General features: G+C 45.7%; 15 protein-coding genes and 5 riboswitches. Of the genes, 13 read left to right on the top strand and 2 right to left on the bottom strand.

Going from position 1 to position 22,113, the window contains the following annotated elements; all coding sequences use genetic code 11:
- Positions 1-499: 499 nt before the first annotated feature.
- The 5 genes from QVP94_RS00075 to QVP94_RS00055 all read left to right on the top strand — a co-directional run bounded on the left by QVP94_RS00075 (position 500) and on the right by QVP94_RS00055 (position 6,411).
- A complete protein-coding gene (locus QVP94_RS00075) occupies positions 500-1,093 on the top strand; it encodes a sugar O-acetyltransferase (RefSeq protein WP_029257150.1) in 594 nt (197 codons plus the stop codon).
- Positions 1,086-1,703 carry an HAD family hydrolase gene (locus tag QVP94_RS00070; RefSeq protein ID WP_005859634.1) on the top strand — a complete coding sequence of 206 codons (618 nt, stop codon included), beginning with the start codon at positions 1,086-1,088 and terminating at the stop codon, positions 1,701-1,703. The genes QVP94_RS00075 and QVP94_RS00070 overlap by 8 nt, the downstream gene beginning before the upstream one ends.
- Positions 1,704-1,958: 255 nt before the next feature.
- Positions 1,959-2,756: a DnaJ domain-containing protein gene (locus QVP94_RS00065; RefSeq protein WP_005859638.1), complete on the top strand. Its 798-nt coding sequence runs from the start codon at positions 1,959-1,961 to the stop codon at positions 2,754-2,756.
- A gap of 163 nt (positions 2,757-2,919) precedes the next feature.
- Positions 2,920-3,116, top strand: a riboswitch (cobalamin riboswitch).
- Between the two features lie 111 nt (positions 3,117-3,227).
- The gene (locus QVP94_RS00060) at positions 3,228-5,291 is read left to right on the top strand and encodes a TonB-dependent receptor plug domain-containing protein (protein ID WP_022191705.1); all 2,064 of its coding nucleotides are present in this window, start codon (positions 3,228-3,230) and stop codon (positions 5,289-5,291) included.
- Positions 5,292-5,313: 22 nt separating this feature from the next.
- On the top strand, positions 5,314-6,411 hold the full coding sequence (locus tag QVP94_RS00055; protein ID WP_022191704.1) for a sirohydrochlorin cobaltochelatase: 1,098 nt from the start codon (positions 5,314-5,316) through the stop codon (positions 6,409-6,411).
- 66 nt (positions 6,412-6,477) lie between these two features.
- On the opposite strand, the gene QVP94_RS00050 is transcribed toward QVP94_RS00055, so the two are convergent.
- Both QVP94_RS00050 and QVP94_RS00045 read right to left on the bottom strand, forming a co-directional pair.
- Entirely contained in the window at positions 6,478-7,407 is a 930-nt protein-coding gene (locus QVP94_RS00050) for a sirohydrochlorin cobaltochelatase (protein WP_022191703.1), read from the bottom strand.
- 33 nt (positions 7,408-7,440) lie between these two features.
- Positions 7,441-9,624 (bottom strand): TonB-dependent receptor, encoded by a 2,184-nt coding sequence (locus tag QVP94_RS00045; RefSeq protein WP_022191702.1) that lies wholly within the window; start codon positions 9,622-9,624, stop codon positions 7,441-7,443.
- 49 nt (positions 9,625-9,673) lie between these two features.
- Positions 9,674-9,876: riboswitch (cobalamin riboswitch) on the bottom strand.
- Between the two features lie 262 nt (positions 9,877-10,138).
- On the opposite strand from QVP94_RS00045, the gene QVP94_RS00040 reads away from it, so the two are divergent.
- From QVP94_RS00040 to QVP94_RS00005, 8 genes are all read left to right on the top strand, one after another.
- Positions 10,139-12,346 (top strand): anaerobic ribonucleoside triphosphate reductase, encoded by a 2,208-nt coding sequence (locus tag QVP94_RS00040; RefSeq protein ID WP_005867429.1) that lies wholly within the window; start codon positions 10,139-10,141, stop codon positions 12,344-12,346.
- A 19-nt stretch (positions 12,347-12,365) separates the two neighbouring features.
- Positions 12,366-12,866 (top strand): anaerobic ribonucleoside-triphosphate reductase activating protein, encoded by a 501-nt coding sequence (gene nrdG / locus QVP94_RS00035; RefSeq protein WP_005867428.1) that lies wholly within the window; start codon positions 12,366-12,368, stop codon positions 12,864-12,866.
- Between the two features lie 40 nt (positions 12,867-12,906).
- Positions 12,907-13,114: riboswitch (cobalamin riboswitch) on the top strand.
- A gap of 53 nt (positions 13,115-13,167) precedes the next feature.
- Positions 13,168-15,183, top strand: a complete 2,016-nt coding sequence (locus tag QVP94_RS00030; RefSeq protein ID WP_005867427.1) for a TonB-dependent receptor — start codon at positions 13,168-13,170, stop codon at positions 15,181-15,183.
- Positions 15,180-16,334, top strand: coding sequence for a YncE family protein (locus QVP94_RS00025; protein ID WP_005867426.1), 1,155 nt, complete (start codon positions 15,180-15,182; stop codon positions 16,332-16,334). The genes QVP94_RS00030 and QVP94_RS00025 overlap by 4 nt, the downstream gene beginning before the upstream one ends.
- A 9-nt stretch (positions 16,335-16,343) precedes the next feature.
- Positions 16,344-17,624 (top strand): hypothetical protein, encoded by a 1,281-nt coding sequence (locus tag QVP94_RS00020; RefSeq protein WP_005867425.1) that lies wholly within the window; start codon positions 16,344-16,346, stop codon positions 17,622-17,624.
- Positions 17,621-19,477, top strand: coding sequence for a DUF5074 domain-containing protein (locus tag QVP94_RS00015; protein ID WP_005867424.1), 1,857 nt, complete (start codon positions 17,621-17,623; stop codon positions 19,475-19,477). Before QVP94_RS00020 ends, QVP94_RS00015 begins: the two co-directional genes overlap by 4 nt.
- An 11-nt stretch (positions 19,478-19,488) precedes the next feature.
- A riboswitch (cobalamin riboswitch) is annotated at positions 19,489-19,687 on the top strand.
- A 46-nt stretch (positions 19,688-19,733) separates the two neighbouring features.
- Positions 19,734-21,071, top strand: coding sequence for a threonine/serine exporter family protein (locus QVP94_RS00010; RefSeq protein ID WP_005867423.1), 1,338 nt, complete (start codon positions 19,734-19,736; stop codon positions 21,069-21,071).
- Positions 21,072-21,186: 115 nt separating this feature from the next.
- Positions 21,187-21,382: riboswitch (cobalamin riboswitch) on the top strand.
- 78 nt (positions 21,383-21,460) lie between these two features.
- Positions 21,461-22,113 (top strand): TonB-dependent receptor plug domain-containing protein (locus QVP94_RS00005; RefSeq protein ID WP_288213131.1); only part of this gene is annotated, 653 nt, incomplete at its 3' end.

The raw sequence follows: 22,113 nt of genomic DNA, 5'->3' as shown, positions 1-22,113 counted from the left end.
GGCAAAGATAGTATTTTTTATTTAACTATCCACTTCAGCCAGGCCGGAATATACGGAATACACGGATCCCAAGTAAAATTCCGTACAATAAGCTCACAAGAGAAGCTTATGCATAAAGCATTAAAAATCAACATTAAAAAAACAGGATAATCTTTCTGCGAAAACACATACATGTTTTTGAAAAAAGTCGTACGTGTTTTCTGGAAAGGTCGTACGTGTTTTCCTGAATCCTTCCACCGAAAACAATAGCGCATGCTAAAATTTACAAGAAGCTCCACTTAAATGAGATGTTAAATGAAAAAGCCTTACTTTTTGTAGAGTCAACAGGCAAGTACAGTTTTTATACATTTCGTTTGTTCGTGTTCTCAGCTATTTTGTGTAACTTTGCGTATGCTTGAAGGCATATCAATTTGAAGCTGCCTATTCTTGCTTGCGTTACCTTGTCGTAATAATTGGCTCAAATAAAGAATAAGACTCTACAATGAGATGAATTGAACACATGAAAACTGAATATCAAAAATGTATGGATGAGGAGCCTTTCGACGGCTCATCGCCCGAAATAACGGAAATGACTGTCCGTAACAAAAGGCTACTACACCAACTCAGAGAAACGGATTATGCCGACAATGAGGCAAAGCAGCGCATCTATCGGCAGATGTTCGGAAGTATCGGCAAGGATGTTTACATCGACATAGACTTCCGATGCGAGTATGGGAAAAACATCTATTTCGGGAACAAGGTGATCGTGAACATGAACTGTACGTTCCTCGATAATAACAATATCATTATCGGTAACAACGTGATGATAGCCCCCGATGTGAAAATATATACCGCAACTCATTCCGTTCACCTTGCGGAAAGGATGCCGGAAAGGACACATCCCGGAGCGTCCATCTGCGACACAATTGCCCGACCTGTCCTTATAGAAAATGGTGTATGGATAGGAGGCGGCTCTACAATCCTTCCGGGTGTGACCATCGGTAAAAACTCTGTCATCGGAGCAGGCAGTGTTGTCGTGAAAGATATTCCTGCCAATTCCATAGCTGTCGGCAATCCTTGCCGTGTAATTAAAAATATCGAAGATAATGATTAAAAACCTCATTTTTGATTTTGGCAAGGTCCTTGTAAATCACGATTTGCAACCCTTGCTTGAACGACATTTCGGGGATGATGAAGTGTCGCTAATCGGTTTTCACAAGATTCTATCAGATCCGGAATTTATAAACATGTGCGACCGTGGAATAATCCCGTTTGAGAAAATGATTGACGGAGCGATAAAAAGGTATCCTGAATATAGCGATGCCTTCACGTTTTTCAAGGATAATTATCTTGAAGAGATAACAGGAGAGATTGAAGGTATGCATGTACTTCTAAAAAAATTAAAGCAATCCGGATTCAAACTATATGGGTTGACGAACTGGAGCGACACAATCTACCGGGTCATGGAGAAATTCGACATATTCCAGTTGCTTCACGGTGTGGTAATATCGTGTGAGGAACATTTCATCAAGCCTGAAAAGGAAATTTATCTTCGCCTTTGTGACAAATATAGCCTTAAACCGTCGGAATGTTTGTTTACGGATGACAGAATGGTGAATGTGTTGGGTGCAAAGGCGATTGGAATGGAAGCTGTATTGTTTACAACAACCAAAAAGTATATTTTTGAAATAGAGCGAATTTTCGGGATCAAAATTGAACAATAATAGCTACAGCCAGTGATGGTGATCGCGCTCAATGAAAAGATTGTACGCTACCAAAAGCGAATAGGCTTACAGGGCTACGAGGGATTGCCCTTCGGAACGTATCTCATCCGGATAAATGAGAAAACATTCAAGATCCAACTCTCCAAATAACCGTAAGGCGGGTATGCTTCACGCACCCGCCTTTTACATTTGCATATCTCCCGTTTTTTTACGAATATTGCATATCGGTAATCAACAAATAAGATAAACAGGAATATGGGTATCGGGAAATGGATAGGTGGCGTCTTGGGATTTATGGCGTTCGGACCGCTAGGCGCTCTAGCCGGCATTATATTAGGCTCTTTCTTCGAGGAAGGGGCAAATATGACGGGGCAGTCTTTCGGTGGCGGCACCAATTACGATGATCAATATACACGAAGAGACCCATACGCCGGGGAACGTAACAGTTTCCTTTTCTCCATGTTGGTTATGGCATCCTATATCATCCGTGCCGACGGGAAGATCATGCATAGCGAGATGGAATACGTCCGTCAATTCCTTCGGAGAAACTTCGGCGAGATCGCCGTAAGCCAAGGTGAGGAGATATTGCTAAAGCTTTTCGACCAAGCTAAACGCATGGATCAGGAGAACAACATGGGATTCAAGAATACCATCCGGGAATGCGGAACCCAGATCGCATACAACCTAAGTTATGAGGAGCGGCTGCAATTGCTTGCGTTCCTCGCCGAGATCGCTAAGAGTGACGGGAATGTGTGCGCAGCCGAGATCAATGCCTTGAAAGAGGTAGCGATGGCGATGGGAATGTCTGATAGAGAAGTTGAATCCATGTTGAACCTAAAAGGAAGTTCCTTGGACGATGCCTACAAGGTGCTAGAGATAGAACCGACCGCCACGGACGAGGAAGTCCGTGCCGCCTATCGCCGGATGGCCGTCAAGCATCATCCGGACAAAGTAGCCAGTTTGGGAGAAGACATCCGCAAGGCCGCCAACGAGAAGTTTCAGAAAATAAATGAGGCCAAGGAAAGGATCTATCAATCGAGAGGCTTGAAGTAAGATTCGACAAACAGTATTACTTACGAATTGTCAGCCTATTACATTTACCGATATCTTCTTTATGATGTAAATATTCTTTCTCCTTAATAGAAGTGGACAGACATATCATACCTTACAAAAAAACTTTTTCATATATATTTTCTAAATATTAGAAAACATTCATATCTTTGCCTCCGATTTTAGTAATCAAACTATCACATAGTTTGGTGAGAGGGAATCCGGTGTGAATCCGGAGCTGTTCCTGCAGCTGTAATCCTCATGAAGTTGGTTAGAAGTTCAAAAACCACTGTTCCTAAGTTGGAATGGGAAGGTTTCTAACCAGAGGAGAGCCAGAATACCTGCTAAAGTCTTACAATAACATCAAGCTTTCAGGATAAGAGCACGTGTCATACAAAAAACAATTCAGTTTATTTTTTGAGACATTATCAATAGAAGCTTGTTGTTTTATTTCGTGAACCAATAAAACACTATATGAGGCTTTTAGCATCTGCTATTTTAGCTTTGTGCGTACAATCCGTATGCGCCCAAAGCATATTGAAAGATCCGAAGGAACTTTCCGTGCTATTGAACGAGGTCGTGGTCACCGGTACGGGTACCGAACACTATCTGAAAGACGCCCCTGTGCAAACAGAGGTAATCACCGGCAAAGCCCTTGACAGTTACCAAGGACGCAGTATGCAAGATATTCTGGAAGGGCTGAACGCTTCCATCACCTTTAATCCGAGCGACATGGGTAGTGGCATCCAGATGAACGGATTAGGCAACGATTACATATTGATCCTTATCAATGGCAAACGGATCAACGGAGATACCGGCGGACAAAACGACTTGAGTATTATCAACCCCGCCAATATCGAACGTATCGAGATCGTAAAAGGTGCCGCCTCTTCCCTGTATGGCTCGGACGCTATCGCCGGTGTTATCAATATTATCACGAAAAAGAACCGGGATAAAGTGAGCCTATCGAATACGACTCGTGTCGGATCATATGGAGATATATTGGAAAGCGTACAAATCGGCTTTGGGCATAAGAGAGTGAATTCCACCACCTCACTTAGTACGACCCATACGGACGGCTGGCGAAATACGACCCAAGAATGGGACCATCACGAGGTAATGGATGGAACCGTGACACGAACCGTAAACCGATCCACGAACTTTACGCTAAGGGAGAACTTAACCTACAAAGTGAACGACCGGCTGAGCCTCTCGGCCGATGGCTCTTTTTACCAGAAATGGAATTATCGTCCGCACGGCGCATTCAAGTATTATACCTATGATCAATTCTACCGGAACTTCGATGTGGCCGGAGGAGCTAAATACACATTGGGAGGACTGAATTTTCTTTCGGTAGACCTAACTTATGGTAACTATAGTTATTTCTATAATTACCATCATAAAGATGTCACGAACTTCTTCGATCCGGAGACGGGTTTACGTATTACCCGTTATCCGGGGGAACATATTCTGGAAACCTCTCAACAACGTTTCCTAGGACAAGCCAAAAGCGTATTCCACCTCGGGGAAAACAATATCCTAAGCGCCGGACTCGAATATCAATACGATCATTTGAAATCTCCCCGGCGTATCGAGAACGGGAAAGCCTCCGTATTTACGGCTTCCGCTTATGTACAAGACGAATGGAACCCGACAGATCGGTTGAATGTGACGGTAGGTGGGCGCTTCGTCGTGCACCAAGAGTTCGGGGCTACGTTTACCCCTAAAGTCTCCGCCATGTACAAACTAGGCGACTTCAATATCCGAGCCACATACTCAAATGGATTTAAGGCTCCTACCTTAAAGGAGTTGCACGATGATTATATCACGCAGATCGGCGGCGGCCCGTGGAAACATTATTATGGTAATAAGGATTTAAAACCGCAAAAGTCCAATTATTATTCGGCGAGCGTAGAATATCATGCGTCGAACCTGCAGATCACGGTAACAGGATTCTACAACCGTATCAAGAACATGATCGCCTTGACCGAGATCCCGACAAGCGCCGAAGACCGACTGGATGAGATCGAATCCAGCATGCAACACAAGAACTTATCAAAAGCCCGTTCCTTCGGGGGAGATATATCGCTAACCTATCAAATCCTAGCTTCCTTGGCTATTGGTGGAGGCTATAGCTATACGGATGCCAAAGCGCAATACACGGATGATCCGGCCGACCCGAATTATATGCTCTATACCCCGATCAACGGAACCTCATTCCATAATGCCAATTGGAAACTAGCATGGAACCATGCGTGGAAAAAGTATAAATTGGATGTCACCTTGTTCGGCCGATACCAATCCACCCGCTTTTATATCACGGACGGTGATGGAAAAAGTTATCAGCTATGGCGATTGAATACCCGTCATAACGTATTGAAAAAGAAAAAATGGAACTTAGATATCAATGTCGGTATCGATAATATCTTCGATTATGTGGATCGTACCCCGTTCGGACGCCATCGTGGAACCACGTCTCCCGGACGGACTTGGTACGCCTCCGTTATCGTGAAATTTCAGAATAAACATAAACTATAAACAATCTTAAAAGTTAAATGCGATGAACAAATTTAAGTACCTTTTGCTTGCGGCGAGTCTATTTGCCTCAAGCGCAGTTTTTACCTCCTGTGATGATGGAGACGACGACAATACCGCAAACCCGGCGGAAGAAGTCGTAAAGGCAAGTAAGAAACATGACACGGCGATCTTGTTGTGTACATTCGGTAGCACATTCAAAGAGTCTATCAAGACTTACGACGCAACATTGGCCGATTTCCAGAACGCATTTCCCGACGCGGACATCTATTTGTCATTTACCTCCCGTACTTGCGTGAATCGTGTAGAGGCAGAGACCGGTATCGCACGTTACCAACCGGATCTTTGGTTACAAGCTCTAGGAAATGCCGGTTACAAGAAGGTAGCGGTACAGTCCTTACACATCATCCCGGGTGAGGAATACCTAAGCTTGATGAATACGGACGTGAAGAAGAAATTCATGATCGAGTCTTTCCCGAGTGTTCAAGTCGTAAAAAGCCCTTGTTTGGTGTACGACGAAGAGGATGTGGAAGCCGTAGCGAAAGTCCTATACAGCCACTACAGTGATAAATTGGCTGATAACAAGAACATCCTTTTATTAATGGGACATGGTAACCCGGATAAAAACTATAACGCAAATACGAAATACACGGAAACAGAAGAGGCTATGCAAGCCTTGGCCGCTAACAAGAATGTATTCGTAGGTACCGTTGATTACGGAGATATGTTGTTCTGGCCGGAAGAAGGCGAACCTAATGAGGAATGTGTCTATTCCAAACTTACCAAATACTGCGAGGATCATAACTTAAAACCGGAAGAGATCACGATCTCCTTAGCTCCGTTCATGTCTATCGCCGGAGACCATGCGCATAATGACCTTTGGGGTATCGAGGAGGGTGATGATTTCAGCGCTGCCGCTCCTAACGCCGACGCTTGCTGGAGACTAAAACTTTTGAAGATGGGCTTCAAGATCGACACGGAAGAAAGCCATAACGGAAGCTTGGAGAATTGTAAGATCATAGGCTTAGGCGATTACGACGCTGTTCGTCAGATCTGGGTGAACCATCTAAAAGCATTATATAATGATGCGGAGGCTTGGGAAACCGGAGAAGACTACCAGTAAATAATTGAGAATTGAGAATTGAAAATTGGTTCAGTAAGTACTCACTAATTTTCAATTCTCAATTGTTCAGTGTGTATATAATTTCTTTCGATCAAAAATCGTCGCCCGTTTATATTTCATGGCGAAACGGATGTGATCGATAAATAAAGACCGGATCGCCGGATTCTCACCTAGAGGCTTTAAATAAATATCCACATCGAAACCCTGTTGACGTAGCCCTTTCTGCCAGAAATCCGTAACCGTATTTTCCGTACCTCGAATCAGTACGAACATAAAAGGAATCAACTGCACACGCTTATGAGCGGCTTGGCGCATTTGCTCACCTACATCCTCGATCGTAGGGAAACCCTCACGGGTTCCGGCATAATAATCTTTCATTCCTTTGGTCTGAAACATATACCCCAATTTCGCATAAGCCGAGTTACTGGCATGATAAGTTCCGTGCGCCACCAATAACTTAGCCCCATTTTTAGTCACTCCGGAAGGTGAGGAAACCGCTTTCATCACCGCCTCATAATCGGTATCATCATATAACAAGGGATTACCTACACGCAAATCCTTAAACAAACCTTTCCGTTGTTCCGCCTCTTTGCGGATCGCTTCCATCTCCACACCCTCTATAATGATAGTCGGTTGGATAATTACATGGGTAAACCCTTGATCACGCAACTCCACCAAGGCGTCCGCCGGCAACTGAACCCAAACACCTTGCGCCCTCAACCGACTCACTACGCTACGGGCGCTATAAGCCTGCCGGACTTCCACGTCCGGGAAAGCCTCCTTGACACGCTTGTTCATCACATCGAGTACTTGGGCACGAGCTTCTGGGTAAGCACTCCCGAAATGTACCATCAAGATCGCTAACTTATCTCCCTTTTCCATGCTCTCCCGGATATCGGAAGCGTAAAACTCCCGCCCGGGTTTCGCCCATAACGAACAGGCGAACCCAAGCAGGAGTGAACAAACAAACATGGATCGTAAAAATCCCCTATACATTATTATATTAGTTGATAGTTGACATGTGACAGTTTACTGCTTGAAACGGACCAGAAGGCTGACGTAATAGGTACGGCCCGGGGTCAATGTAGCGTAATTGTAATTAAAGGGACGATCGTCTACATAATCAAAAAGGTTCTCGATACCTACTCCCGGTTCCAATAAGAAATCGCCGGCTCTAAACGTATGGCTCGTATTGAGGTTCCACAAGGAATATTTCGGCGCGTATCCATAAGAAGTAGAATAACGTTCCCCTTGGATGCGTCCGTTAAAATTCACGTTCAGCTTATACTTATTCCAAGTATGAGACCACATAGCCGCTACCGTACCACTATGTTTAACGGTCTTATCCAAAGGCTCATCCTCATATACGTTTTTTCCATCCATGAAACTATAGCCACCATTCAAGGTAAAGCCCGCTCCCAGATAACTATTGAAGGTTACGTTAATACCTTTGATCTTCGCTTTATCGATATTCGCACGCATCTGTATCTCATCATAGTCCGTACCATGGGCGGTGTTATAAGCATCCCGTTCCGCCGTATCCAATATCTTATAGTTAATCATGCTACGTACGTTATTCATAAAAGCGGACACGGACAAAGAGAAATACCGCATCGTATATTCAGCGCTCAACGTAAAATTGTCGCTCTTCTCCGGGTCCAAATCCGGATTACCGATCGTAAGGCGAGTCGCTCCGGACGCTTTCTTCTCCGATTCCGTATACAACTCCTTCAATTCAGGCGTCCGGAAACCAGCCGCATACGATCCGCGGAAATTAAAACCGCCTACCTTATACAGCAAAGCCACGTTAGGAGTCGCATAACTCTTAAAATTCTCATGGTAAATATAGCGCAAACCTGCGTACGCTTGGAAATGCTCATTGATATTGATCTCGTCTTGAGCATAAAGCGCGGTCGTGTACATACTTTTACCCGCTATGTTATCCGTCTCGCTACTCAGTAACTCTTTAATGAACTCCGTACCAGCCGAAAGCTTATTATATTTGCCCAAACGAAAGATTCCCTTGACATTCAAGTTATGGTAATGAATCCGTTTCGTCATATCACTCTCTCCGCTTTTCTTTCCATCAAAGAAATCCTTATACGTACTATGATTGTCCGACAGATAATCAGCGTTCAAATAAGAGTTCTTATTAATCATGTATTGAGCGCCCGCCCCATAAGTGAACGTCTCTCTTCTCATATCATAGTTGGTCGTATTCACTTTATCCATCGGCATCGGACGATCGCTGGAACGTCCGAAGAAAGTACCACGCACATAAAAAGACAAACGATCCGTAGCGTCGTACGTGAAACGTTGGTTGATCACGTTCCGGTGAAATCCCTCGGAAGCTTGCTTATTGGTAGGAACCAACTCGCCTTTACTCTCCGTATAGGGATTTAATTGCCAACCATCGGCCCGTTGATATTGATAAGAAGTATATGAACCGAACTTCCCTACATTCACGTCCGCGTTGACCGACTGCAAGAATTGGTTCTTGCTACCATAACGGCTATTGCTCGTCACGTTCACCTTATTGCGGGAATCATCCGTGATGATATTGATAACGCCGGCGATCGCGTCGCTACCATACAAAGCGGAAGCGGCCCCGTTCAAGATCTCTACCCGCTTTACGTTAGACATATCGATACGGGAATAGGTATCATCGCCGGCCAAACGCTTACCGTTTTCCAAGATAACCACGTACTTCTCTGTCAATCCGTTCATATTCATCGTAGCCCCCTGTCCGTTTTCCATAAATACGATACTCGGATTCAGCTTGGTCATCGCATCTTGGAAATTGGTTACGCTCGCCTCTTTCAAGTCTTTTCCCGTAAGCACTTTCACGGGAATAGGGGAATTACTCATGCGGCGATGCGAACCGGTACCGGTTACCACCACTTGATCGATATTCACATACTTTTCTTTCAGCTTAATAACGACATCTTTTTCCGAGTGATCCGTTTGATACACGCCCTGTTCATAGCCAAGGTAAGTCACACGAATACGATGTCTACCATCGGGAAGGTTCAGCTCAAATTTTCCGCCGGCATCCGTGGTTGTACCATTCAAGGATTCCGACACGCGGATATTCGCGCCCGGGATTGGTTCATTACTTTCATCCACGACCTTACCCTGTAAACGTACCTGCGCAAATGATACGTTTATCGCACAACTTACAGCTAAAGCCGCGCACAAACACTTTCTTTTCATAAACGATTTGTTATTATGTATATTTCCGCTTTCCTGACCCCGAGAAAAACAGCAATAAAAACGCTTGGCAGGTTTCCTGACTTACCTCGTAGAGAACGACCTTCCCGTCTTTTACAGACAGTGGTATGAGAAATGTTTTCTACTTTACAAAAGCTTACAGTAGCGGGCACTGCTCCGGATTCACACCGGATTCCCTCTTTATGACGAAACCGGATGGTTTTTACGTCATCACCAAAACGGGGGTAAAAGTATGAATTATTTTATATAAACAAAAATATATCCCGGCTTATGTTCTTTAATAGCTTTACAAAGAGAAGCTTATAACACATCACATCGCCAAAAAGGAAAACAAAAAGCAATCATGCAAGATACAAAGTTTTCCAAAACTTTTTACAACACACTGCAAATTAATACCTTAACATAATTTAATCAGCAAAAAGTTTTCCAAAAAGAAAATCATACAGAGTAATACGATACCTTTGCGCACATAATCAATCACAAATTAATCAACATCATGATACAGACAGTTGTTAAACGGGACGGGCGTATCGTTGGCTTCAACGAGGAGAAGATAGTAACCGCTATCCGTAAAGCCATGTTGCATACAGACAAGGGAGAAGATATGCAACTGATTCGCCAGATCACAGACCATATCTCATTCAAGGGAGAACCTCAAATGACCGTAGAGGCGATTCAAGATGCCGTGGAACTGGAATTGATGGCCAGTAGCCGGAAGGACGTAGCGCAGAAATATATCGCTTACCGAAATCAGCGAAGCGTAGCCCGCAAGGCAAAAACACGGGATATGTTCTTGGAAATTATCAATATCAAATCCAACGACATCACCCGTGAGAACGCAAATATGAACGCCGATACACCCGCCGGCATGATGATGAAATTCTCCAGCGAGACCACCAAGCCGTTTGTAGATGACTATTTATTGAGCGAAGAGGTCAAGGAAGCCGTATCTAACAACTATCTCCATATTCATGATAAAGATTATTATCCGACTAAAAGCTTGACCTGCGTACAACACCCGTTGGATCGCATCCTAAAATACGGGTTCTCCGCCGGTCATGGCGAATCACGTCCGGCTAAACGAATCGAAACCGCAAGCATCCTTGGCTGTATCTCTCTAGAGACCGCCCAAAACGAGATGCATGGCGGACAGGCGATACCGGCGTTCGACTTCTACCTAGCTCCTTACGTACGTAATAGCTTTATCGAGGAAGTAAAGACCTTAGAGGATTTATACGGACAGGATTTCTCCCACTTATATAATAAGCCTATCGACGATTACCAGACACAGACCTTGGATGGATTAAGCGGTGATAGACGCGTCATACAACATGCCATCAACCGCACGGTAAGCCGTGTACACCAATCGATGGAGGCTTTTATCCATAATATGAACACGATCCATTCCCGTGGCGGCAACCAAGTGGTATTCAGCTCCATCAATTATGGAACCGACACCTCGGCGGAAGGTCGTTGCATCATCCGGGAGTTATTAAAAAGCACTTACAGAGGCGTAGGTAACGGCGAGACCGCTATCTTCCCGATCCAGATATGGAAAAAGAAACGAGGCGTAAGCTATCTGCCGGAAGACCGTAACTACGATCTTTACCAATTGGCCTGCAAGGTCACCGCCCGTCGCTTCTTCCCGAACTTCTTGAATCTCGACGCGACCTTCAACCAAAGCGAGGATTGGAATGCGGACGACCCTCAGCGCTATATCCACGAGGTAGCGACCATGGGATGCCGTACCCGTGTATTCGAGAACCGTTTCGGACCAAAGACTTCTATCGGACGAGGTAATATCTCCTTCTCGACGATCAATATCGTACGATTGGCTATCGAGTGCATGCAAGTGGAGAACAAGGAAGAGCGTATCGCCCTATTTTTCGCTAAACTGGATCATATGCTGGAACTTACGGCTCGTCAGTTGCATGAGCGTATGGAGTTCCAGAAAACCGCTTACGCGAAGCAATTCCCGTTGTTGATGTCTTCCTTATGGTTAGGCTCGGAAAAATTGAAGCCTAACGATTCGATTGCCTCCGTTATCAACCAAGGTACCTTGGGCATCGGCTTTATCGGACTGGCCGAATGTTTGGTGGCCCTTACCGGTAAGCATCATGGCGAAGATAAGGATTCGCAAGCCTTAGGCGTAAGGATCGTTACGTATATCCGGGATCGTGCCAACCAATTCTCGGAGCAATACCAACACAATTATAGCGTACTGGCAACTCCGGCTGAAGGCTTGTCCGGCAAGTTCACGGGAAAAGATCGTAAGAAGTTCGGATCGCTTCCGGGCATCACGGATCGGGATTATTATACGAACTCTAATCACGTTCCGGTATATTATAAGTGCAGTGCCCGTCATAAAGCAGAAGTAGAAGCTCCTTATCATGATTTGACTCGTGGCGGCCATATCTTCTACGTAGAGATGGATGGCGACGCTACCCATAACCCCGAAGCGATCATGCGTGTCGTGGACATGATGGATAAATACAATATCGGATACGGTTCCGTAAACCATAACCGTAACCGTTGTCTGGATTGTGGCTACGAGAACTCCACCCCTAATCTGGAAGCCTGCCCGAAATGCGGCAGCAAACACTTGGACAAACTTCAACGCATCACCGGCTATCTGGTAGGAACCACCGACCGTTGGAACAACGCCAAGCTATCCGAGCTAAACGACCGTGTCACCCACAACTAATTTTCAATTTTCAATTACCATGTTGTCTATCATAGATATCATCGAAGATACCACCGTAGACGGTCCGGGATTCCGGACCGCCATCTATGCGGCGGGTTGCCCGAACAAATGCCCGGGTTGCCACAACCCCGAATCATGGGATATCAATAAAGGGAAGAAAGTAAAAGCGGAAGAGATCGTGGAAAAAGTATTGGCCGACGAATTCGCCAACGTCACCTTCAGCGGCGGAGACCCTATGTTCCAGCCGGAAGGTTTCACCGAGGTAGCCAAAGCGATCAAGGAAAAAAGCCAAAAGACGATCTGGTGCTACACAGGATATAAATTCGAGGACCTGATAAAGAATCCGGCACAAGCCGCCTTGTTGTCCTATATCGACGTATTGGTAGATGGCCGCTACAAACAAACCCTTCGGGATGAGAGCCTTTTATTCCGGGGAAGCAGCAACCAACGGCTGATCGACGTACAAGCGTCTTTAAATAAAAAGGAAGTCGTGAAATACAAGTACAACCCTTTCATTTAAGGAAATTCTCCAATTATAGCCCGGATATTAACAAGATTTCATACCTTTGTCCCGAATTGGTTCCGTTTCGCCCAACCGGGGTTACGGATTAAAAGGGAATCAGGTGTAATTCCTGAACAGTCCCGTTGCTGTGAAGCTCTATTTCAAACATTCCGGAAACACTTTCGCCACTGGTATATAAGAATATAGCCGGGAAGGCTTTCGGGATGGGAGTCAGTCAGAAGACCTGCCAGTTAGGGAGAAGTCGCTCGCGAGGACAGAGCGGCTTGGTACGAATCATTTTCTAAACAGGTTTTAAATAATGGTGTTATCCTTTGCTAGAAAGGGATACCTTGCTTGCGTATTATCGATGCTGGCGATAGGTATGTCCCATGGACAAAGCAAACTCGACTCTATCCAGCACTTGGACGAAGTTACGGTCACGGCCCGGAGTTTCAGCTTTAAAGAGGTAATTCCTTCCCAAAAACTATCGGGGAAAGAATTACAAAATTTGAACAGTCACACGGTAGCAGATGCTTTACGCTACTTCTCGGGTGTCCAATTGAAAGACTATGGGGGCGTAGGAGGTATCAAGACCGTAAATATCCGAAGTATGGGAACGAACCACATGGGTGTTTTCTACGACGGCATCGAATTAAGCAACGCACAAAACGGACAAGTAGACCTCGGGATGTATTCTTTGGACAATATCGAGGAGATTTCTTTATACAATGGCCAGAAGAGCGATATCTTCCAATCCGCGAAAGATTTCGGCGCGGCCGGTACGCTTTATCTGCGTTCTCGTCGTCCTCGTTTCGAAGATGGAAAAACAACGAATATCCGTGCCACGATGAAAGTCGGTTCTTTCGACGTTATCAACCCCTCGGCGCTGTTCGAATATAAGATATCTGAAAACGTAGCCACCTCTTTCAGCGCCGAATGGTTAAGCGGAAGCGGTAAATACAAATTCCGTTACCGCCGTATCAACCCTGCCGGAGAGATCGCTTACGATACGACCGCCGTCCGGGAAAACGGGGATATCAACGCCACCCGCCTAGAGGCCGGACTTTATGGCAAGATGAGCGACGGTACTTGGAATCTTAAGTTCTACAACTACAATTCCGAACGAGGAATCCCGGGAGCCATCGTAAACAACGTATGGAGACGTGGTGAACGGGTATGGGATACGAACTCTTTCATGCAAGGCTCCTATATCAAAGAAATCAATAGCAAATTCAAGACACAGGTGAACGCGAAATATGCATTCTACCGTACGCATTATGTGAATAACGACGACAAGCTGATTCATGTAGATAACCTGTATAAGCAACGAGAGATTTACCTATCCTCCGCGAATGTCTATTCCATCCTCTCAAACTGGGATGTATCCGCCTCTTACGACTTGCAATGGAACAAGATGAACGCCGATATGTACGGATTCGTTTACCCGGAACGCTTCACCAACCTCCTTTCGGTCGCCACGGCGCTCCGGTTAGGGAAAGTAAAATTACAGGCCAGCGGACTGGCGACCTTTATCAACGACCGTGTAAAAGAAGGCCCCACACCGGAAGCCCGGCAAATCCTTACACCCGCCGTATTCGCCTCCTACAAGCCGTTCGAGAAACAAGACTTTAATGTACGCGCTTTCTATAAACGAATCTTCCGTATGCCTACCTTCAACGATTTATATTACGCCGATATGGGAAACTCCAAATTAAACCCAGAATATGTAACCCAATATGATGCCGGCTTCGCTTACACGAAAACATGGGAGAACCATCTTTTCTATCGCTTCAAGATACAGGCGGATGGTTATTTCAACAAGGTGAAAGACAAGATCATCGCTTATCCCAAAGGCCAGCAATTCCGTTGGACTATGTTGAATTTAGGTAAGGTAGAAATCAAAGGCATAGATGTCAGCACGGAAACGACCGTCAATCCGGTAAAAGATTTATTCGTCACGCTACGAATACAATACACCTATCAAAAGGCCCAAGACTTCACGGATCCCTCGGATACCTATTACGGAGATCAAATCCCTTATATCCCTTGGCACAGCGGTTCCGCCATCGCGCAAGCGTCCTTCAAGGGATGGAACCTCAACTACAGTTTCATCTATGTGGGAGAGCGGTATAACCAGCAGGAAAATATCAAATACAATTATACGCAACCTTGGTATACCAGCGATATCTCCTTGTCGAAAGATTTGAAATTCAATTTCGGGCTTATCAAGGCCGCCGTGGAGGTAAACAACCTGTTAAGCCAAGATTACGACGTGATCCTGAATTATCCGATGCCGAAGCGAAATTACAAAGTGTCTTTAACCATCGAGATATGAAAAGATATACATTATATATAATAGGTATCCTGATCGGTTGCGCTTTTTCATCCTGCCGCAAGATCGAGATCGTAGTTCCCTCGGAATACGAGCTGGTCTCCGACGGTATCCATCCCGAGGCGAATCCTCAAGGGATGTATTTGGTGAACGAAGGGAATATGGGAAGCAATAAATGTACGCTGGATTATCTGGATTACGTGAACGGTTATTATATCCGTAACCTCTACTCGGAACGGAACCCGAACGTAGTCAAGGAGCTGGGCGATGTCGGCAACGATATCCAGATTTACGGAAGCAAGCTTTATGTCGTAGTCAATTGTTCCCATAAAGTAGAAATACTGGATGCCCGGACTTGCGAGCGGATCACGCAAATAGACATTCCCAACTGCCGGTACATCCGTTTTTACCGGGGAAACGCCTATGTAACCTCTTATGTCGGTCCGGTGCAAATCGACCCGAACGCCCCGCAAGGAGCCGTATACAGGGTAGACACGACCAGCCTGAAAGTAGACGCCAAAGTCATAGTCGGTTTCCAACCGGATGAGTTGGAGATTTTGGGTGAATATATCTACGTAGCGAATTCTGGAGGATATCGTGCCCCGGAGTACGACAATACGGTTTCCGTAATCGAGCTAAACCGTTTCAAGCAAGTTCAAAAGATTCCGGTAGGGATCAATCTGCATCGTATCCGTGCGGACAAATACGGTAAATTATGGGTAACTTCCCGGGGAGATTACGATACGGTACATTCCAACCTGTATGTACTGGAAAAACGAAAAGGATATAACGAGATGGTGGTTACCGATACCCTGAATATCCCTTGCTCTAACCTTTGCATCAGCGGAGATTCCCTTTTCTATTACAGTACGGAATGGAACGTGAACACGCAGAGTAACAGCATCTCGTACGGAATCATAGATGTCCGTACCAAAGAGGTGATCAGCACGAACTTTATCACCGACGGTAGCGAGAAAGACATTCGTATCCCATACGGGATCATGGTCCATCCCTATACGAAAGACATCTTCGTCACCGATGCCAAGAACTACGTATCCAGCGGGACCCTCTATTGCTACGATAAGAACGGAATACGAAAATGGGGCGTACGTACCGGGGATATCCCCGCCCATATGGTTTTCCTTTATAAATAGAACAGCGTTATGAGACAAGTTTTATATCTATTCATTTCAGGTTTCCTAGCATTTCTATCCTGTACCCAAGACAAGATACAGATGGTTAGCTTGGGTATCGATGATGTCTATTATCTGCCCCGCATGAAAACCTATCTACTCAGCCCAGCCTTTACCGGCGACGAGTATCGGTGGACACTGCACCGGAACGGGACGGACTCTCTCGTATCTACCGAACGTTCTTATATCTTCCTTGCGAAAGATACGGGCACCTATCAGATGACCTTCGAGATCATCGATAAGGAGACCCCCTATAAGCACGATTTTCGTTTCGAGGTGATGCAGGAGGAAATAGAATATAGCCCTTATTTATCCAAAGTGTACGACTTTTGTCCCGCACCGGGTCAGTTCGTCAATACGATGCCCGAATATGAGGAAGGCGATACGAAAGAAACCATACTGAAAAAGGTAGAGGAGAATATCTCCGGTACGAACGACGTGATGATTTCCCTCGGAGGATACGGAGGATACGTTATCTTCGGCTTCGACCATACGGTCATCAACGTCAAAGGGAAGAAGGACTTTATGATCCTTGGGAACTCTTTCTATTCCGACCTGCCGGAATATCAAGAAAAAAAGGGAGGCAGCTGCGAGCCCGGTATTGTCATGGTCTCTTTCGACACGAACCAGAACGGCTTACCGGACGATGAATGGTACGAACTGGCCGGTAGTGAATACTATAAACCGGAAACCATCAAGAATTATCGCATTACTTATGATCGTCCGGATCCCAACAAGATCCCCGAGCCAGACATGGGCCAGCAATGGAGTGACGCTACTTATGTACCATGGAAAGATAATCAAGGCAATACCGGTTATATAGCGAAAAATATATATCATACGCAAAGTTATTATCCGATGTGGATTGAAGAGAATTCCTTGACTTTCTCCGGTACCCGGTTAAAGGATAACGCTACAGACGAGAGTGATACGGGTAAATACTACGTACTCTATTCGTATCCATGGGGATACGTGGATAACCATCCGAACGATTACAAGGATCTGAACAGCTTCGATATCGAATGGGCCGTGGATGCGGAAGGTAATAAGGTGGAATTACACGGCGTGGACTTTATCAAGGTATACACGGCGGTAAACCAATATTGCGGTTGGATCGGAGAGACCTCGACGGAGATTATCCGTGCGCAGGATTTACACATCGCCCCCCCTTCCATCATCGTACCCGATCCGGTAAGCGAACAAATGAAATTACAATATGATCAAGCAATCTTAAAAATAAAAGGCTTATGAAAAAGACGATTACCTTACTTCTCTGTACGTTCGCCACGAGCGGCCTAATGGCCCAAGGCAATACCTCATGGATCGCCGCCGGCATCGATCAGGCCCAAATGAGGGATGTACCGTCACAATCTTCCATCCTGCGTTCCACGGATATGGATTACAGTCAAGGTACATTTATCGTAAACGAGGATTGGTACGGCCATCAGAACAGTACCGTCAATTTCCTTACTCAAGATGGAGAATGGCACTATCGTGTCTTCCAGACCGAGAATCCGGGGCATGAGTTAGGATGTACCACGCAATTCGGTACGATCTATGGCGATAAGTTCTACCTAGTCTCTAAGCAAGAACGAGATCCCGGGGCAAAAATCACCGGAAGCCGGTTTGCCGTATGCGATGCCAAGACCATGAAGGTGATCAAAGAATTCAAGTATATCGCCCAAAACGCCGAGGGCAAATCCATAGCCGACGGCCGTTCCTATCTTCCGGTAGACGAGCACAAAGGCTATATAGGAACCAGCAACGGTATCTGGATCTACGATAGCGATAAGATGACGATCGGCAAACAAATAGAAGGTTCCGGAAATCCGAACGCCGATGGATACGGTGAGTTGTATTATGCCCAGATCGGTACCATGGTACGTGCCAACGACCTTGTCTTTGCCGTCCATCAACAATATGGTTTATTGATAATAGACCCGAAAACCGATAAAATTATCCGTACCATCGCCGCCCCGATCGAGAAAGAGACCGTAAAAGGGCAAGAGAAGGAGATTCAACGAGGTTTCGGCTCTATCGTTCAATCCAAGGATGGTACGCTCTGGATCAGCATGACCCAGAATACGGCCGGGGATGGTTCCGCCTTGGAATATATGCTAAACTTGAACCCCTATACCTTTAAGGTGGACACGGTAAAGATCCCGTTAAGCGAGACCATCGGTGTCGTTCCGAACTCTTGGTACGCATGGACCGCCGACGGTTTCTGCGCCAGTGCCAAGGAAAATAAAATCTATTGGAACGGACAGCCCAAAGAAGGAAGCTGGTTCACCGGCTACCAAATCTGCGGATATGATATCGACAAGAAGCAATTCTTCCAATTGATCGACCTTAGGAAACTGGACTGGGATTGGCGCTTGTACGGAACCGGATTTCGCCTTAACCCAAAAACCGACGAGCTATACACCTTCTTGTATCATGAATTCCAAGATCCTACGCACATGTTAGCTCGTATAAATAACAAAGGCGAAGTGGTACAAGAATATTCGATGATCGTAAACTATTGGTTCCCCGCTATCCCGGTTTTCCCGGATAACGCCGCACCGGTAATATCTTCCGATTTCCCTTCCTCTATCGTATTAACCGAGGAAAAGCCGGTCTATAAACTCGCTTTAGGCAATATGGTGACCGATGAGGACAATATGGATGCCGCCATCGTAAAATCAGTCTCATCCGTTACTCCCTCCAGCCCGATTAACGCGATCGTTCGTAATGACTCCTTAATTATCAGTACAACCTCAGATATCAAGGAATATCAGGAGGCTACAATAACCGTCCGCTTCAACTCGAACGGAAAGATCGTCACCAAGAACATGGTCGTAACAACCGAAGAAGCACCGACAAGCATAGAAGAGCTATCGCAGCCGACCTTGAAAATCTATCCGAACCCGGCGGTTAACTCGATACAAATCAATATCGATACCCCGGCGGAGATAGAGATCTATACATCTCGCGGAACAATGGTCCGGAAATCCACGATCAATCCCGGAGAATCCATCAACGTAAGCGATCTATCCCAAGGCCTCTATTTCATCCGTATCATAACCGGAGGGAAGACAGAGACCGTAAGGATGATTAAGAAATAAAAAAAATTCCTTACCTTTGTGCCCGAATTGGTTTCGTAATGCCTATTCGGGCATACGGATTAAAAGGGAATCCGGTGAGAATCCGGAACAGTCCCGCTGCTGTGAAACTCCTTTAACATTCTAATACTACTTTCGCCACTGGCTCAAGGTAGTCGGGAAGGCATTAGGATGGGAGCTAGTCAGAAGACCTGCCATTCATTTAAGATTCATATCCTCGTGGACTAGGATATAGAGTACAACATAAGAATTAAAAGAAATGATGACAGACAAGGAAGTATTGTTGTTACGGCGCAAATTGGATCTTTTGCTCCGTACGGGAAAATTGTTGATGGAAAGTGCCGCCGACACGAATCGTATCGAGCGAAACATGAAACGAGTTGCCGCCTTTATGGGTATCCCCGAGGAGAAACTGCATATCGATATCCGATGGACCATGATCATGGTGAACGTAAGCGATGAGCGAAATTCCTTCTCCAAATTCCAGAAATGCGAGAAGCACGGAATCAATATGACGGCAATCTCACAGGTAAGCAAGCTTTCATGGCGGGCGATCGAGCAAGATTATTCCTTGGATAAATATGAGGAAGAACTGGAGAAGATCGTTCACCAACCCCGGAATTATACCCCTTATATCGTAGCCATCGGAGCGGGATTCGCATGCGGAGGATTCTGTAAGCTATTTGGATGCGACTGGATGGCATTCCTATTCGCTTCCATTTGCGCTTTCGTCGGGTTTAGGGTACGGGCCCGCTGTGTCGAAGCTGGACTTAACGTATATATGAGTATCGCCGCGGCCGCTTTCGTATCCACCTGCTTGGCATATGCGTCCTCCTTCTCCGGGCTATCCGACACACCTTATCATCCATTATTAGCCTGCGCCTTGTTTATCGTGCCGGGCGTACCCTTGATCAACTTCGTGGATGATATGCTAGACAATCATTTGCTGGTCGGCATCACCCGAGCCTCCAATACGGTCATGATGGTAGCCGCCATGACCTTCGGCATCGCGTTCGCCATGCGGGTACTTGTCATGAATGATGTCGAGATAGATCATAAGTTCAGTGAATTGAGTATGGTTCCACATGATCCGTACTACATATACGCAATAGCGGCAGCAATTTCGGCCATGGGTTTCTCCATGATATTCAACATCCAGCGTCGGCTATTATGGGTAGTGGCCGTAGGAGGTATCATCGCCGTATGTACCCGTAACTTCGTAAACTTCGAGTTGGGATATGGTCCCGTAATCGGCTCGTTCATGGGAAGTTTCGTAGTCAGCGTGCTTGCCGTCAAAGCCGTCCATTGGTGCCACGTTCCCAATCATGTGCTGACCATCCCATCGGTTATCCCCATGATCCCGGGAGTCTTGATGTATCGTTCTTTATTAGCGTTCATTAATCTGCATGGAGTAATCGGTGAGGTCACAAACGCATTCTTCAACGGGATCAATTCCGCACTCATCATTCTTTGTATCTCACTCGGTGTAGCTGTCCCGAACATCTTCGCCCGTCGTTACATCGCCAAAGATCGCCAACGACATTTACAAGAGGAACTGGAAAAGCGCCGGGAAAGAGGGAAGTTCATTGAATGGTGAAAAAACTTTTCCATAAAGATTAGTCCGGGAAAAACTATCGCATAAGGATATGCCAAATTGTTTAACACGTTCAATATATTTAACATATTTCATTAAAAAAAGCCCTATCAATACTATACTTTTGTGACGTTTTGGTGATAGATGTTGCATTCCGCAAGTCTATAAAAGGGAATTTCGGTTAGATTCCGGAACAGAGCCCGCTACTGTAAAACCCATAAGGAGGAAAGTTTCTTCATGCCACTGTCTTTTTTAAAGATGGGAAGGTCGCTTTCCGGGTTAGTCAGGAAACCTGCCAGACAAAAATAAGGAATAGATTCTTCCGGGATTTTGGGGAATCATTGGATCGATTGCACTGGAGATGTAAACTGCGTAATTAATTTTTATACATTATGAGACATTTTTATTTGTTCCTGCTAATTGTTAGCGGGATTGTTTTGTCTGGCACCCGAATGATCGCTCAAAGCAGGCCATCGGTGGGAAGTATCAGAGTCGTATCCGGTACGATCGTAGATGAGGATAACAAGGCGATGGCGAACATTGTCATTTACATCAAGGGTACGGATATACGAGTTATTTCAGATACGGACGGGTATTTCTCCTTACCACTCAAGGACACGAAGGAGCACGTACTAATCACCAACAGTTACAACACCGTCTCGGCAATCCGAGATATTCCCGCGGGAGAAGGGAATTACGAGATGGATATCCAGTTATCTTACAAGCTACTAGGACTACCCGAGGTAGATATCGTCGGGGCGAAACCACAGAGTTATAACTCCGACATCGCTAATTCGGCTACCCGTATGGATATCCCCGTGATGGAAATACCCGGAACCGTAGGCGTAGCGACCCGGAAATTATTGGAAGACCAACAGGCTACCACCATGACCGAGGCCGTAAGGAACCTGGGCGGCGTGAAAGGCGGACCTTCCGGTGAGGCTTCCAACATCAACGAGGTCTTCTCTTCCCGTGGTTTCTCCATGACGAACTCCCGTAACTATTTCAGGAACGGGGTACGATACCTAAAGTTCTCGAACGACGC

Origin of the sequence: Parabacteroides sp. CAG:2, from assembly GCF_000436315.1 — a bacterium.
Classification (GTDB): domain Bacteria; phylum Bacteroidota; class Bacteroidia; order Bacteroidales; family Tannerellaceae; genus Parabacteroides; species Parabacteroides distasonis.
This window is presented reverse-complemented; position numbering and strand designations above follow the sequence as displayed.

Bases quoted from the DNA above. Each gene is read 5' to 3' on its own strand.
- QVP94_RS00025 (WP_005867426.1), top strand. From the start codon at position 15,180: ATGAAAAGATATACATTATATATAATAGGTATCCTGATCGGTTGCGCT.
- nrdG (WP_005867428.1), top strand. From the start codon at position 12,366: ATGTTGTCTATCATAGATATCATCGAAGATACCACCGTAGACGGTCCG.
- QVP94_RS00040 (WP_005867429.1), top strand. From the start codon at position 10,139: ATGATACAGACAGTTGTTAAACGGGACGGGCGTATCGTTGGCTTCAAC.
- QVP94_RS00020 (WP_005867425.1), top strand. From the start codon at position 16,344: ATGAGACAAGTTTTATATCTATTCATTTCAGGTTTCCTAGCATTTCTA.
- QVP94_RS00075 (WP_029257150.1), top strand. From the start codon at position 500: ATGAAAACTGAATATCAAAAATGTATGGATGAGGAGCCTTTCGACGGC.
- QVP94_RS00050 (WP_022191703.1), bottom strand. From the start codon at position 7,407: ATGTATAGGGGATTTTTACGATCCATGTTTGTTTGTTCACTCCTGCTT.
- QVP94_RS00010 (WP_005867423.1), top strand. From the start codon at position 19,734: ATGATGACAGACAAGGAAGTATTGTTGTTACGGCGCAAATTGGATCTT.
- QVP94_RS00060 (WP_022191705.1), top strand. From the start codon at position 3,228: ATGAGGCTTTTAGCATCTGCTATTTTAGCTTTGTGCGTACAATCCGTA.
- QVP94_RS00055 (WP_022191704.1), top strand. From the start codon at position 5,314: ATGAACAAATTTAAGTACCTTTTGCTTGCGGCGAGTCTATTTGCCTCA.
- QVP94_RS00015 (WP_005867424.1), top strand. From the start codon at position 17,621: ATGAAAAAGACGATTACCTTACTTCTCTGTACGTTCGCCACGAGCGGC.
- QVP94_RS00045 (WP_022191702.1), bottom strand. From the start codon at position 9,624: ATGAAAAGAAAGTGTTTGTGCGCGGCTTTAGCTGTAAGTTGTGCGATA.
- QVP94_RS00070 (WP_005859634.1), top strand. From the start codon at position 1,086: ATGATTAAAAACCTCATTTTTGATTTTGGCAAGGTCCTTGTAAATCAC.
- QVP94_RS00065 (WP_005859638.1), top strand. From the start codon at position 1,959: ATGGGTATCGGGAAATGGATAGGTGGCGTCTTGGGATTTATGGCGTTC.
- QVP94_RS00030 (WP_005867427.1), top strand. From the start codon at position 13,168: ATGGTGTTATCCTTTGCTAGAAAGGGATACCTTGCTTGCGTATTATCG.